At 71.2% G+C, this 12,107-nt stretch carries 11 protein-coding genes; 6 read left to right on the top strand and 5 right to left on the bottom strand.

From position 1 onward, the window contains the following. Nucleotides 1–25: 25 nt before the first annotated feature. Nucleotides 26–445, bottom strand: a complete 420-nt coding sequence (locus tag C7C45_RS31530) for a PPOX class F420-dependent oxidoreductase (RefSeq protein WP_110568350.1) — start codon at nucleotides 443–445, stop codon at nucleotides 26–28. A gap of 127 nt (nucleotides 446–572) precedes the next feature. On the opposite strand from C7C45_RS31530, the gene C7C45_RS31525 reads away from it, so the two are divergent. Continuing rightward, nucleotides 573–1,466: an NAD-dependent epimerase/dehydratase family protein gene (locus tag C7C45_RS31525; RefSeq protein ID WP_110568348.1), complete on the top strand. Its 894-nt coding sequence runs from the start codon at nucleotides 573–575 to the stop codon at nucleotides 1,464–1,466. A 1-nt stretch (nucleotide 1,467) separates the two neighbouring features. Here C7C45_RS31525 and C7C45_RS31520 read toward each other — a convergent pair whose 3' ends face one another. After that, the gene (locus C7C45_RS31520; protein ID WP_110568347.1) at nucleotides 1,468–2,571 is read right to left on the bottom strand and encodes a glycoside hydrolase family protein; all 1,104 of its coding nucleotides are present in this window, start codon (nucleotides 2,569–2,571) and stop codon (nucleotides 1,468–1,470) included. A 410-nt stretch (nucleotides 2,572–2,981) separates the two neighbouring features. Here C7C45_RS31520 and C7C45_RS31515 point away from each other — a divergent pair, with 410 nt between their 5' ends. From C7C45_RS31515 to C7C45_RS31495, 5 genes are all read left to right on the top strand, one after another. Further along, nucleotides 2,982–4,178: a low temperature requirement protein A gene (locus tag C7C45_RS31515; RefSeq protein ID WP_110568345.1), complete on the top strand. Its 1,197-nt coding sequence runs from the start codon at nucleotides 2,982–2,984 to the stop codon at nucleotides 4,176–4,178. Nucleotides 4,179–4,337: 159 nt separating this feature from the next. Continuing rightward, a complete protein-coding gene (locus C7C45_RS31510; RefSeq protein WP_110568342.1) occupies nucleotides 4,338–5,237 on the top strand; it encodes an acetyltransferase in 900 nt (299 codons plus the stop codon). 76 nt (nucleotides 5,238–5,313) lie between these two features. Then, a complete protein-coding gene (locus C7C45_RS31505; protein WP_110568340.1) occupies nucleotides 5,314–6,300 on the top strand; it encodes an alpha/beta hydrolase in 987 nt (328 codons plus the stop codon). A 214-nt stretch (nucleotides 6,301–6,514) separates the two neighbouring features. Further along, nucleotides 6,515–7,240, top strand: a complete 726-nt coding sequence (araD, locus tag C7C45_RS31500; protein ID WP_110568338.1) for an L-ribulose-5-phosphate 4-epimerase AraD — start codon at nucleotides 6,515–6,517, stop codon at nucleotides 7,238–7,240. 202 nt (nucleotides 7,241–7,442) lie between these two features. Then, entirely contained in the window at nucleotides 7,443–9,083 is a 1,641-nt protein-coding gene (locus tag C7C45_RS31495; RefSeq protein WP_110568336.1) for an ABC-F family ATP-binding cassette domain-containing protein, read from the top strand. A 49-nt stretch (nucleotides 9,084–9,132) separates the two neighbouring features. Here the strand turns inward: C7C45_RS31495 and C7C45_RS31490 are convergent, their stop codons facing one another. From C7C45_RS31490 to C7C45_RS31475, 3 genes are all read right to left on the bottom strand, one after another. Then, a complete protein-coding gene (locus C7C45_RS31490) occupies nucleotides 9,133–9,819 on the bottom strand; it encodes a DUF305 domain-containing protein (RefSeq protein WP_110568334.1) in 687 nt (228 codons plus the stop codon). A gap of 73 nt (nucleotides 9,820–9,892) precedes the next feature. Beyond that, nucleotides 9,893–10,810 (bottom strand): DUF1996 domain-containing protein, encoded by a 918-nt coding sequence (locus tag C7C45_RS31485; protein WP_110568331.1) that lies wholly within the window; start codon nucleotides 10,808–10,810, stop codon nucleotides 9,893–9,895. 570 nt (nucleotides 10,811–11,380) lie between these two features. Continuing rightward, nucleotides 11,381–12,022, bottom strand: coding sequence for a C39 family peptidase (locus C7C45_RS31475; RefSeq protein ID WP_110568327.1), 642 nt, complete (start codon nucleotides 12,020–12,022; stop codon nucleotides 11,381–11,383). Nucleotides 12,023–12,107: the final 85 nt, after the last annotated feature.

Below are 12,107 nucleotides of genomic sequence, written 5' to 3'. Positions count from 1 at the left end.
CCGCTTGGCTGACCGGGCCAGCCGGTCAGCCGACCTGGCTGTTGTCCTTCTGCGCGCCCCAGCCGTGCCACCGGTCGATCTCGATCAGGGCACTGACCCGGGCGCGCTCACGCCGGGGGTACGCATTTCCGGTGTAGTGCTGGGACAACCGGTCGATGTCTACGAGGTCCTCGTCCGCGCGCAACTCCGTGACGCGCCCCATGATGCTGACGTGGGTGTACCACCCGGCCTCGTCGAGCACGGTGAGAGACACCCGGGGGTCGTTCCGGACGTGGTCCAGCCGGCGGCGGCTCTCGTCCATGTTCACCAGGATCCGGCCGTCTTCCCACAGGTACCAGGTCGCGGCGGACACCGGCTGACCACCGTTGCGCAGTGTGGTCATGACAGCCGGGTTCGGCTTCTGCAGCATGGCAACCGCGGCCTCGGGAAGTGGTGGCTTGGACATGAGGTCTCCTCGTCGGTTCAGCGTTTACCCCTGCACGTTACGCACCCCCGGCCGGTCTCGCGCTGCGTTCGGATTCCGGGCCGCACCCGCCCGCAGGGCTCAGACTGTCTCCGGAGAGGATGAGGTCATGAGTAACTCCGCACTGCCCAGGCGTGTCGTCGTCACCGGCGCCACCGGCAAACTCGGTCGCGCCGTCGTCGCCCACCTGCGCGCCGTCGGCGTCGACGTGCTGGCGGTGGACCGCGCCGGCGGTCGTGACCCCCGTGACGTGGCCGGCGAGTTCCTCCTCGTCGACCTGACCGACTACGGGCAGGTGGTGGAGGCGTTCACCGGGGGTGCCGACGAGCACGCCGGCGGGGTCGACGCGATCGTGCACCTGGCGGCCGTCCCGGCCCCCGGGCTGATGTCGAACGCGACGACGTTCGCGAACAACTCCGCCGCCACGTACAACGTCTTCGCCGCGGCACGGGCGGCCGGCATCAAGCGGGTCGTGTGGGCGTCGAGTGAGACGGTGCTCGGGCTGCCGTTCGACAGCCCGCCGCCGTACGCGCCGGTCGACGAGGAGTACGCGCCGCGGCCGGAGTCGACGTACTCCTTGAACAAGGCACTTGAGGAGGAGATGGCGCGGCACTTCTGCCGTTGGGACCCGGAACTGGTCATGGTGGGTCTGCGCTTCTCCAACGTGATGGACGTCGAGGACTACGCGCCGTTCCCGTCGTTCGACGCCGACCCGCGACTGCGGCGGTGGAACCTGTGGGGCTACATCGACTCCCGCGACGGCGCCCAGGCGGTCGAGCGGGCGCTCGTCCACGACCAGCCCGGCGCCGACGTCTTCATCATCGCCAACGCCGACACGGTCATGACCAGGTCCAGCGCCAGCCTGATGGCCGAGGTCTACCCGGGTGTGGAGATCCGCAAGGAGTTGGGCGAGCACGAGACGCTGCTCAGCATCGACAAGGCCCGACGGGTGCTGGGGTACGAGCCCCGGCACTCATGGCGAGACCACGTCGACTTGCGGTAGGTCAGCGGGCTGCCTGGTAGGCGCGGCCGACGGCGGTCACCTCGCTGCCGGTGCGGAAGAGCCCGGTCTGATCCTTGTCGGTGGCGGGCAGGCCGAACCAGGCGTACCGGTGCAGCCAGGACAGGCCGCCCAGCATCCGGGTCGCGGCGGTGAGGAACGCGGCCTGCTGTGCCTGGCTCGGGAAGCGCACGCCGTTGGAGAAGTCGATCAGGGCGAACTCGGTGAGCCAGATCGGCAGCTTGTACCGGTCGTGCACCGCCTGCAGGTACGACCTGAGCTGGTTGACCGCGTTGGCGGTGGTGAAGTCCCCGCCGTACCAGTGCAGGGCGATGAAGTCGACGCGGTAACCGCGCTGTTTGACGCCGGCCATGAAACGGTCGAGCCACTCGCCCGGCCGGTCGCCGCCCCAGGCGACCGCCGGGCTGCCCAGCGGAAGGCCGGTGGCCTGCAACTGCGGCCACAGCTCCAACGCCTGCTCGACGGTCATCTCCGCCTGACCGGCCAGGTCCGGCTCGTTGAACCCGAGCAACTGCCGACCGTTCCTCTTGGCCTGCTGCAGGTTGCTGGCGGTGACGCTCTTCGCCCCCCAGATCATCGGAACGAACTCCGCGCCCTTCGGGCTGGTGACGCCCGGGTGGGCCACGTCCCAGGTGTAGTACCAACTCGCCCCGGAGCTGGCCAACGCCGCGCTGACGCCGTCGAAGGTCCACACACCGACGCCCTTGCGCTTCGCGCTCACCGCGGGGGCCGCCGGGGCAATCGGACGGCCCGTGGTCGGCTGCGCCGTCGGCGTCGGCGTCGGCGTCGGGGTCGTCGGGCTCGTCGTGGCGCTGGGGGCGGTCGCGGTGGGTGGGCCGGGTTCCGGGCTCGTCGGCGGCAGCGCGTCGGCCGCCTGCGTCGCCGCGGGGGCGGGCGCCGGCCCGGTCGGTTGCACCACGACGATCACCCCGGTCACCAGTACGGCCACCACCGCGGCCACGGTGACGGGCCACAGCAGACGCCTCGCGCCGAGCGGGAGGTGACCGCGCAGCCCGCGTCGGGGCTCCGCGTGGACGCCCCGGTGCCTCTTCGGCGCGTCGGCTTCACCCTGGCCGGTTGCGTGCATCGTCGACTCCTTCGTGTGGTCGCATCGCTACTCGATGCTGTGTTGGCGGGAATCCCGCCAATGCCTCACTTCAGGAGACTCGCCAGCCGTACCCGGATAACACTTCCGGCGGTGTTGCCGCCCGTTCGCGCGGCGGACGCGCCCAGCGGATCCCGAAGCCGTGCTGCAGCGCAACGGTGGTCACGGACGCCCCCGCGTGCCCACGCCTGCGCGGTCGGAGCCGACCGGGTATCTGCCATAACCACCAGGATCCTCACATAAAGGCGATAAAGTACGCCGAAGGTGTTGAGTGGAACAGGTTGGCGAGGAGGCTCGGGTCGATGGCAGCGGGGCAGGTCACCGAGCGCCTTGGCACTCACCTCGGCGTGCCCGTTCCGGCCGGTTCGGCTGGTTGAGCTGTCCCGCCGTCCGTGCTGACGCGCACCGGGTTCCGCGGGCTCGGGGACAGCCGGAGCACACCCTCGGCGACCGTCCTGGAGCTGCTGTTCGACATCGTCTACGTCTTCGCGCTCGCCCGGCTCGCCGGGCGGGTCGCGGACGACCTGACCATCGTCCGGCACACGCTGCTGTCCGAGGCGGGCCAGACGGTGCTGTTCTTCACGGCGATGTGGATGATCTGGTCGCTCAACGCCCTCCTGGCGAGCACCTACGACCCTCGGCGTCCTGACCTGCAGGTCGCTCTGCTGGTGACGATGTTCGGCACGCTGGTGCTGGCCGTCTCGTTGCCGGAGGCGTTCGGCGAGCGCGGCGTCGTCTTCGCCTGCACGTACGTTCTCATTCAGATCGGCCGACCGCTCTTTCTGACGTTCGCCCTGCGCGGGCACCCGGGTCGGATGTTCGCGATCCGGGTGCTGGCCTGGCACACGGCGTCCAGCGTGCTCTGGATCGGTGGCGGCATCAGCGGCGGCCTCGGCCGGGGCATCTTCTGGTCCCTCGCCCTCGCTGTCGAGCTCCTCGGCGCCGCCACCGGGTGGCCGGCGCCGTGGCCCGGCGGGAAACGGTTCAGCAGGACGGCGGTCGTCGTCTCCCAGGTACACCTCGCCGAGCGGTACAACCAGTTCTTCATGATCGCTCTCGCCGAGGTGGTGCTCGAAGCCGGTGCCGCCGTGAGCACCCCGGGCTTCACCGCCGAGGGGAGCATCACCCTCGTCGCGGCGTTCGCGGCGGTGGTCTCGTTCTGGCGGATCTACTTCTACCACGCCCGATCCGGTCAGGCCTCGACCTCCGGTGGCGAGGGCACACGTCTCTCCCGGTGGGCGAGCTACGGCCTGCTGTTGATCGTCGGGGGCATCATCTGCACCGCGGTCGGCTTCGGGCAGATCGTCGAGGATCCGAACCCGCCGATCGACTGGGCTCTGGTGGCCATCCTCTTCGGCGGCCCGGTGCTGTTCCTGCTGGGGCGGAGCTTTCTGGAGATGGAAGATCGCACCAAGCCGCGCTGCCGGACGCTGTACCTCGGCGCGCTGGCCCTGATCGTGGCCGCCCCACCGATGGTGCTGCTCCCGCCGGTCGCCGTGGCGGCCGCCACCGGGTTGATCCTGGCCGGCATCGCCGTGCTCGACCAGAGAGGTCACCGGCGTGGGTCGGAGACCAACCCGACGCTGTGACAAGCCCGTTGCGGGCCGGCGACCACTCCACGTATGGTCTTTTGGCACGCCGTCGAGCCGGGAGGAGGTCAGAACAATGTCCGATGTTCTGCGCCCCCTCCGCGCTCCGGCGTCCGCGCGGACCTGACCCGGGGCGCTCGCTTCCCGGAGGACCAAGCCATGACTGATCTGGTCATTCGTCCGCTCGTCGCGGGCGAGGAAAATCTGTTCGACTCGATGCCCGACCCGCTGCCCCAACTGCGGCAGATCGCGTACGCCGACGGCGTCGCCGGCGGCGGCTACCGGCCCGAGAACACCTGGGTCGCCCTGCGCGCCGGCCGGGTGGTCGGCCGGGCCGCCTGGCTTCTCCCGCCGGGCGCCGTTGGTGCCCCCTGGCTGGACCGGTTCGATCTGGACGCCGAGCCGGAGGTGGGTGCCGAGCTGCTGCACGCCGCCCACGACGCGTTGGGCGGCCCCGGCCTCTACTACGCGGCCCTGCCGGCGCACTGGCGGCGTCGTGCAGAGGTGCTGGCCGTGGTGCGGGCGCCGATGGAGGCGGCCCGGCTCGCCGGACTGATCGAGCGGGGGGAGCGGCTGAGATGCTCCTGGATGACGGGCACGCCCCTGCCGGCGTCCTCCGGGCGCTACGACTTCCGTCCGCCCGCCGACGCGGCGGAGATCAATGCTCTGGTCGCCAGGATCGCCGTGCCGGACGTGCTGACCGGCGTCGAGATCGCACGGGCGGTCGGCGGCGTCGACCTGGCCACGGACCCTCTGGCCTGGCTCGGGGATGCGACCGAGGAGTGGCGCGTCGCGCGGCAGGCAGGGACGCCGGTGGGGCTGGTCGGCACGGCCGGGGACGCCTGCTACCCGCTCCTCGCCTACCTGGGCCTGCTCGACGAGGCGGCTCGGCCCGAGCTGCTGGCCGAGGCGGTCCGGGTGCTGGCCGCCGGTGGTGCCCGCGAGGTCATCGCCGACGTGGACGCCCACCAGGTAGCGGTGCTGGCGGAGTTGGAGCGGACCGGGTTTCGGCAACTGCGCGCCAGGGTCGTCTTCGCGCCGTCGAACGCTCCGGAATAGCTGATCGGGGTGCGCCCTGTCACCGGGGCGCACCCCTGCGGAGGCGCCGAATGCCTCCGCTGCCAGCATCTGCTCCATGCCGGAGATCATCGCGCTCATCGTCGGCGTGTTCGCGCTGGTCGTGCTGGCGGTCGCCGGGCTGTACCTCTGGCCGACAAGCCGCCGTGGGTTGTCAATCGCACCGGCGCAACCGCTCGACTTCGACACCGCCACCGGCGTCGCCGAGGCCGTCGTCGCGGCCGAGACGGCGGATCCGGAGGTCCGCCCGGAATCGCGCAGCCGCCTGCTGAGCCACGGCTCCCGGACCGGGAGGGTCGTGCTGCTGCTGCACGGATACACCCTCGCGCCCGACCAGTACGACGCACTGGCCGAGGAGTTCTTCGACCGTGGGTACAACGTCTGGATTCCACGGGCTCCCCAGCACGGGACCGTCGACCGCCGGGCCCACCACCGGGTCCGGACCGCCGAACTGACCACGTACGCCGCGCAGGCGTTGGCCGTCGCGGCGGGCCTCGGAGACGAGGTGGGCGTCGTGGGGATCTCCGGTGGCGCGGTGCTGGCCACCTGGCTGGCCCAGGCCCGGAACGACGTCGTCCGGCGTCTGCTGTTGCTGTCGCCGTTCTTCGGCCCGGATCCTCGCCAGGCACCGGGCTTCGCGGTGAAACCGCTCATCGTGTTGTACGGGCACCGCATCCTCCCGGATCGCGTCACGTCGCGCGGCTACTCCCTCTCCGCCGTCACCCAGTACCTGTCGATCGCGCGTAGTCTGCCGAAGCCGTCGCGACGCACCGGTCTGCGAAGCGCGGCGGTGGCCATCAGCCCGCTCGACGGTGTGGTGGACCTGGCCGCGGCGGTGGACGTGCCACGCCGGATCGCCGACGCGAACGCGATCCCGCTGCGGGTCCACACCCTGCCGGAGGCGTTGGGTGTCGGCCACAACATCCTGAACCTCACCGCGCTCGGCGCCGAGGGGTCCGCGTTGCGCCGGCGGTACGTCGCGCTCTACGAGGGCGATCCGGCACCGACGTCCCGACTTGCCACAACGGCCAGCGCCGACGAGTGAGCGTCGACGACGCCGAGGTCGTGGGGACCGCGCGTTTCTGCGTCAGCGTCTAAACTGCCCGCGCGCCGCGCGTCGTGCGGGCACGTCACATCTGACCGGTAGGGCGAAGGTCCCGTTGCCCGACCCGAAATGTTAGCGTTAACACGTCGCGCTGCCGCATTGACGGAACGCTCTGCGGTGGTTGTCACCCCCGACCCGAAAGGCGCCATCTTCGATGAGTACGGCCGGATCAGCAGACCTGCGTGCCGCAGTCCTCGCCGCGAACCGCCTCATCCCCCAAGCCGGCCTCGCCGCGCTGACGTGGGGCAACGTGAGCGGTGTCGACCGAGACGCGGGCATCTACGTGATCAAGCCCTCCGGCGTGGCATACCAGGACCTCACGGCCGACCTTCTGGTCCCGGTGGATCTGGAGACCGGGCAGGTCGTCGACGGAGAGCTGAAGCCCTCCGTCGACAGTGAGACCCATCGGGCGTTCTACCTGCGCTGGCCGTCCATCGGCGGAGTGACCCACACCCACTCGACGCACGCCGTCGCCTTCGCCCAGGCAGGGCGGGACGTGCCGGTGCTCGGCACCACGCATGCCGACACCTTCGCCGGCCCGATCCGGGTCACCCGGGACCTGACGGCCGACGAATGCGCCCACGACTACGAGTTCAACACGGCGCGCGCGATCATCGAGCTGATCGGGGAAGAGGCCGAGGCGCTGGCCAACCCGGCCGCCCTCGCCGCCAACCACGGCCCCTTCACGTGGGCGGCGAACCCGCTCAAGTCGGTGGAGAACGCGATCGTCTGCGAGGCGGTCGCGGAGATGGCCCTGAAGACGCTGTCGCTGAACCCCGCGGCAGCCGCGCCACAGTGGTTGCTGGACCGCCACTTCACCCGTAAGCACGGTGCCGGCGCCTACTACGGCAACCAACTCCCCGAACAACGTCAGCCCTGAGCGGGGCCGCCGAGTTATTCTTGCGGCCGAGTTGCCGGAGATCGGAGCAGGCGTGGCAGGTGACGACGACATCTCCGGGTGAGCACCCGGACCAGCCGCCGACGGGCGCGTAACCGCGCCACCGTCGCTGCGGCCCTGTCGTCATGCCCTGCTCATGCCGGGCCACCCGTGTGCGCCCGGATCTCCCTTCCCCGAGGTCCCCATGTCTGTTCGACCCGCACTCATCGCCCATGACCTCGTGCGCGTCCGCGGCACCCGCCGAGTGCTCGACGGTGTCTCCCTGACCGCCGCACCCGGTCGTCGGATCGGCCTGATCGGTGAGAACGGCACCGGCAAGACAACCCTGTTACGGGTTCTGGCCGGCGTCGACGAACCCGAGTCCGGCACCGTCGTACGCCCACCGGACCTTGGCTTCCTGCACCAGGAGTTGCCCTTCACCCCGGCCGCGACCGTCGCCGGAATCCTCGACGACGCGCTACGGGAGGCCCGAGCCGACCTCGCCGAGCTGGACCGGATCGCTGTGGCGCTCACCGATTCGCCGGAGGGCACCGAGGAGCATGACCGGCTGCTGGCCGCGTACGCCGAAGTTCTGGAGCGCGCGCAGGACCGCGACGCCTGGGACGCCGACCGGCGTGCCCGGACGGTGCTCGCCGGCCTCGGCCTCGGCGGCATACCCCACGACCGGACGCTGGCCGCGCTCTCCGGCGGGCAGCGGGGCCGCCTCGCCCTCGCGGCGATGCTGATCCGCCGGCCGGGCGCGTTGCTCCTCGACGAGCCCACCAACCACCTCGACGACGCGGCGGCGGCGTTCTGCGAGGACCAGCTCCGCGCCCTGCCGGGGGTGGTCGTGCTGGCCAGTCACGACCGGGCCTTCCTGGACGCGGTCTGCACCGACATCATCGACCTGGACCCGGCCGTCGACGGGCCGGTCCGCCACGGCGGCGGCTACACCGAGTACCTGGCGGCCAAACGCGCCGAGGCCGAACGCTGGCGCCGACGCTACGACGACGAGCAGGCGCTCCTCGCCGACCTGCGCGAGGCCGCCGCCTTGACCGCGCACCAGGTCGCCCACGGCCGTCCCCCGCGCGACAACGAAAAGATGGGGTACGGGCGAACCGCCGGCCGCGTCCAGAAGCAGATCTCCCGCCGCGTCCGCGACGCCGCGCGCCGACTGGAGACGAGCGAGCGCGACCAGATCCCCGCGCCGCCGCAACCGTTGCGCTTCCACGCGTCCGTTCTCGCCGCCGGCGACGGCAACGAGGCCATCGTCACGGCAGACCAATTGGAGGTTCCGGGCCGACTGCGGGTGGCGCACCTTGAAGTCCTGGCCCGCGACCGGCTCCTGGTAAGTGGCCCCAACGGCGTGGGCAAGTCGACGCTGCTCGCCGTCCTCGCCGGCCACCTGACCTGCACCGGAGTCGTCTGGCGGCGACCCGACCTGCGGGTTGGCCTACTCGGCCAGGACAGTGTCTTCCCGGATGCGCAACGGACGGCCCGGCAGGTCTTCAACACGACCGTCGGGACCGAACGGGCCGAGGTGGTGCCGCTGTCGTCACTCGGGCTGCTCGCCCCGACGGACCTCGACCGTCCGGTGGCCGAACTGTCGGTCGGACAACGCCGTCGGCTCGGCCTGGCGGTGCTCGTCGCCGACCCGCCCGAGTTGCTTCTGCTCGACGAGCCGACCAACCATCTCTCGCCGCGGCTCTGCGACGAACTGGAGGAGGCGCTGGGCAGCGGACCGGGCGCCATCGTCGTCGCGAGTCACGACCGGCGGCTCCGTTCCCGGTGGCAGGGCCGGGAGATCACCCTCGCCGCCGGACCGGTCAGCGGGGACGCCGCGTAAGCCTGGGCGTCGGTCGGATCGTCAGGCCGGTGCGGCGGTCTTCGACTCGTCAGGCCGGTGCGGCGGTCGTCGACGGTGGAGCGAGGCGATCGAGCCGTGCGAGGTTGGCGGTGCCGTCCCGGACCACGGCCGCGGCCAACGCGGTGGTGGCCGGGTGGACCCCGTTCGCCCGCTCGGCGCTGGCGACCCGGACCGACTGCGTCAGATGCGCCCGCAGGTGCTCGGCGAGCAGCCGGAGAAACGGCTGCCCGCTGGCCGACCGCAGCGCGGTCAACTCCTCGGCGGTGACCATCCCCGGCATGTCGTGGCCCTCGTGCGGGTTCGTCGTCGGCGCACCGGAGTCGCCGAGGAACCGGCGGGCCTGGTCCAGGTCGGCACGCAGGGTTGCCCCCACCGGCCCGGTCAGGTGCCGCCAGGCCGGGTCGGTGGTCCGCGCCGGCACGAGATCGAGTACGGGTAACACGCGTTCGGCCATCGCCACCGTCAACTGGAGCCAGGCGATGTCGGTGGGGCTGAACGCTCCAGTCGTACCCATGGGTGCTGGCACTGCCGTCGCGGACAGCGCGGTTGCGGGGTGCGCGGTTGTGGTTGGTGCGGTGTCGGCGCCGTTCGGTTGCTCGCTGGCGTGCGGCGGCTTCGTGGCGTTAAGTGGCTGCGTGGCGTGCGGTGACTCGGTGGCGCAACCGGCGGCGAGCAATGTCGCCACGAGCAGGGCGGTCGGTCTGGCGGTGCGCATCCGGCCCCCTTTCACCTTGGGGGTGGCGGGCCCGGTAAGGGTCGGGCCCGCCACCGCGGTGTGAGACTGTTGCTCAGATCGGTCGGCCGTCGTGACCGCACTTGATGACGGGACGGATGCAGTCCTGGACCCGGCGGGCCATTTCCGCCACCGGCCAGGCGTTGAAGAAGTCGCCGTGCATGGTGTAGCCCGGTCCGGAAGCGAGCCGGAAGCCCGACGGGTTGCCGTTGACCGGGTAGCGCAGCACCTGCCGCAACTTCGGGACGTGCACGGGGTGGGTGCTCGGGCAGGCCTGGTTCACCGGGTAGGCCAGGTGGCTCTTGTGATCCGGTGAGTCCAGGTCCCGACCGTTCCAACACTGGGGGAAGTCCAGGTACGACTCCAGCATCGTCCCCGCCGGGCAGGTGACGAAGTCCTTCGACGGCGCCACCTGCCCGGCGTGCAGGCACGACCAGCGGGCGATGCTGTCGTTCGGCCCGGTGGCCCGGGCGTTGCCGGCGACGAGTCGCAGCCCTTGCGGGAACGGCTGGGTGTTCGCGACGACGTCGGAGCGCACACCCTCGCCCAGGTAGTAGAACGTCACGATCGCCGGCTCCACCGGCTGGTTGTCGCGGTACAGGGTCGGCACCCAGTAGGACGAGACGTCCACCGATGGGTTGCAGGTGGTGGGGGAGCGGACCAGGTCGGGGAGAGTGGTGTTGGCGTTCGTCACCGTGCTGCCGAAGAAGCTGTGCATGTGCGAGGCCCCGGGCAGGCCGGGAAAGATGATCGGGTCGTCCGGCAGCCGGTGGCTGTAGGTGCAGTCGGCGGGGAACTCGGCAACCCGAATGGCGTTGACGCCGATGGCGGGGTTAACGCCGGCGCCGACGGCGGCGTCGGCCCTTGCGGTGGTGGACACGACGTACGTGCCGAGTAGTAGCAGCAGTGCGCCGATCGCCGTGGCGAGGCGCAGTCGGCGGTGGATGCCGGAGAGGGGTGCGGCCCTGTCCATCGTGTGACTCCTGTCGGGGGGACGGGTCCGGGGCAGCTCCGACGCCGCCGCCGAAGACATCGGAGTTTGCCCTGGCCAGACTGGTGGTGGCCGGTTGAGCCGAGAGTGAGAGAGCGCTCTCAGCGTGGCTCCAGCCTTACCCCCGTGTCGAAGCTTGTCAATACGCACCGCAGTTGATGGAAATGACGACGCCGACGGGCCCGGCTGGCGGACTGGTCCGACTGACGCCGAAGGCCTGGCCTGGCCTGGCCTGGCCTGGCCGGGCCGGGGTTGAGGGGCCGGGCCGGGCTGGGGGTCGGGTCGGGCTGGGGGTCGGGTCGGGCTGGGGGTCGGGCTGGGTCGGGGCTGAGGGGTCGGGCCTGGCCGGGCCGGGGCTGAGGGGCCGGGCCGGGGCTGGCCTGACGCCGAAGGGCCTCGCCTGGCCTGGCCGACGTCGAAGGGCCGCGGTCCAGCCTGGCCCGGCCCGGCCGACGCCGAAGGGCCGGGCCCCTGGTCGCGGGGGCCCGGCCCTTCGGTGCTGGTGCTGGTGCTGGTGCTGGTGCTGGTTTTGCTGGTGCTGGTGGTCGCGGGTCAGTTGGTGGCGTAGCCGCGGGTGGCGATCCAGTCGGCGAGGTGCTCGACGGTGATGTCGTAGGAGGCGGTGTTGGGGTCGGCGGAGTCGGCGATGGTGACGGTGTTGCCGTTGTCGTGGTAGCCGACGACGCTGATGTAGTGCCCGCCTTCGTAGGAGTGGGTGTTGCCGTTGGTGTCGGTGCTGGTGCCGGCGATGTTCGCGACGACGGCCCGGCCGTTGTCGACGGTCTTGACGACGTCGGCGCGTAGTTGGTCGGTCTGCTTGGTGTCGGCGTCGGGGTTGCTGATCTCGACGCTGTGGTAGGCGTTGTTGCCGGTTTCCTTGTTGAGGACGGGGGTGATGTCGTTGATGGAGTTGGTGCCGGCTTCGGTGGTGCCCATTTCCTTGGCCATGTCGTCGATGTTGATGTCCTTGCCCTGCACGGACAGGGCGTTGCGGGTGGCGGCGGGGCCGCAGTCGTAGAAGTTCGGCTGGGCCTGGTAGCGGACGTTCAGTTCCCGCTCGCTGGTGGGCTTGCGGTCGCCCTGGGTGTGGGCGTCTGCGGCGTACGCGGCGGCGACGGGGCCGGCGATGGCGCCGCCGGTGAAGGCGAGTCCGGCAGCGGTGAGGGCGGTCTTGCGGATCAGATCGGTACGCATGATGGCGTGCTCATCTGCGATAGGGGGGCGGCGAGGCACAACCGGGGGAGGGGGCGCGGCGGGGAAGGCGTTGCGGGGGTGCGCG

The sequence above is a fragment of the Micromonospora arborensis genome, from assembly GCF_003205615.1.
Taxonomy (GTDB): Bacteria; Actinomycetota; Actinomycetes; order Mycobacteriales; family Micromonosporaceae; genus Micromonospora; species Micromonospora arborensis.
The sequence above is the reverse complement of the archived record's forward strand: the minus strand, read 5'-3'. Positions and strand labels throughout refer to the sequence as shown.

Bases quoted from the DNA above. Each gene is read 5' to 3' on its own strand.
- C7C45_RS31520 (WP_110568347.1), bottom strand. From the start codon at position 2,571: ATGCACGCAACCGGCCAGGGTGAAGCCGACGCGCCGAAGAGGCACCGG.
- C7C45_RS31505 (WP_110568340.1), top strand. From the start codon at position 5,314: ATGCCGGAGATCATCGCGCTCATCGTCGGCGTGTTCGCGCTGGTCGTG.
- C7C45_RS31490 (WP_110568334.1), bottom strand. From the start codon at position 9,819: ATGCGCACCGCCAGACCGACCGCCCTGCTCGTGGCGACATTGCTCGCC.
- C7C45_RS31525 (WP_110568348.1), top strand. From the start codon at position 573: ATGAGTAACTCCGCACTGCCCAGGCGTGTCGTCGTCACCGGCGCCACC.
- C7C45_RS31485 (WP_110568331.1), bottom strand. From the start codon at position 10,810: ATGGACAGGGCCGCACCCCTCTCCGGCATCCACCGCCGACTGCGCCTC.
- araD (WP_110568338.1), top strand. From the start codon at position 6,515: ATGAGTACGGCCGGATCAGCAGACCTGCGTGCCGCAGTCCTCGCCGCG.
- C7C45_RS31475 (WP_110568327.1), bottom strand. From the start codon at position 12,022: ATGCGTACCGATCTGATCCGCAAGACCGCCCTCACCGCTGCCGGACTC.
- C7C45_RS31530 (WP_110568350.1), bottom strand. From the start codon at position 445: ATGTCCAAGCCACCACTTCCCGAGGCCGCGGTTGCCATGCTGCAGAAG.
- C7C45_RS31510 (WP_110568342.1), top strand. From the start codon at position 4,338: ATGACTGATCTGGTCATTCGTCCGCTCGTCGCGGGCGAGGAAAATCTG.
- C7C45_RS31495 (WP_110568336.1), top strand. From the start codon at position 7,443: ATGTCTGTTCGACCCGCACTCATCGCCCATGACCTCGTGCGCGTCCGC.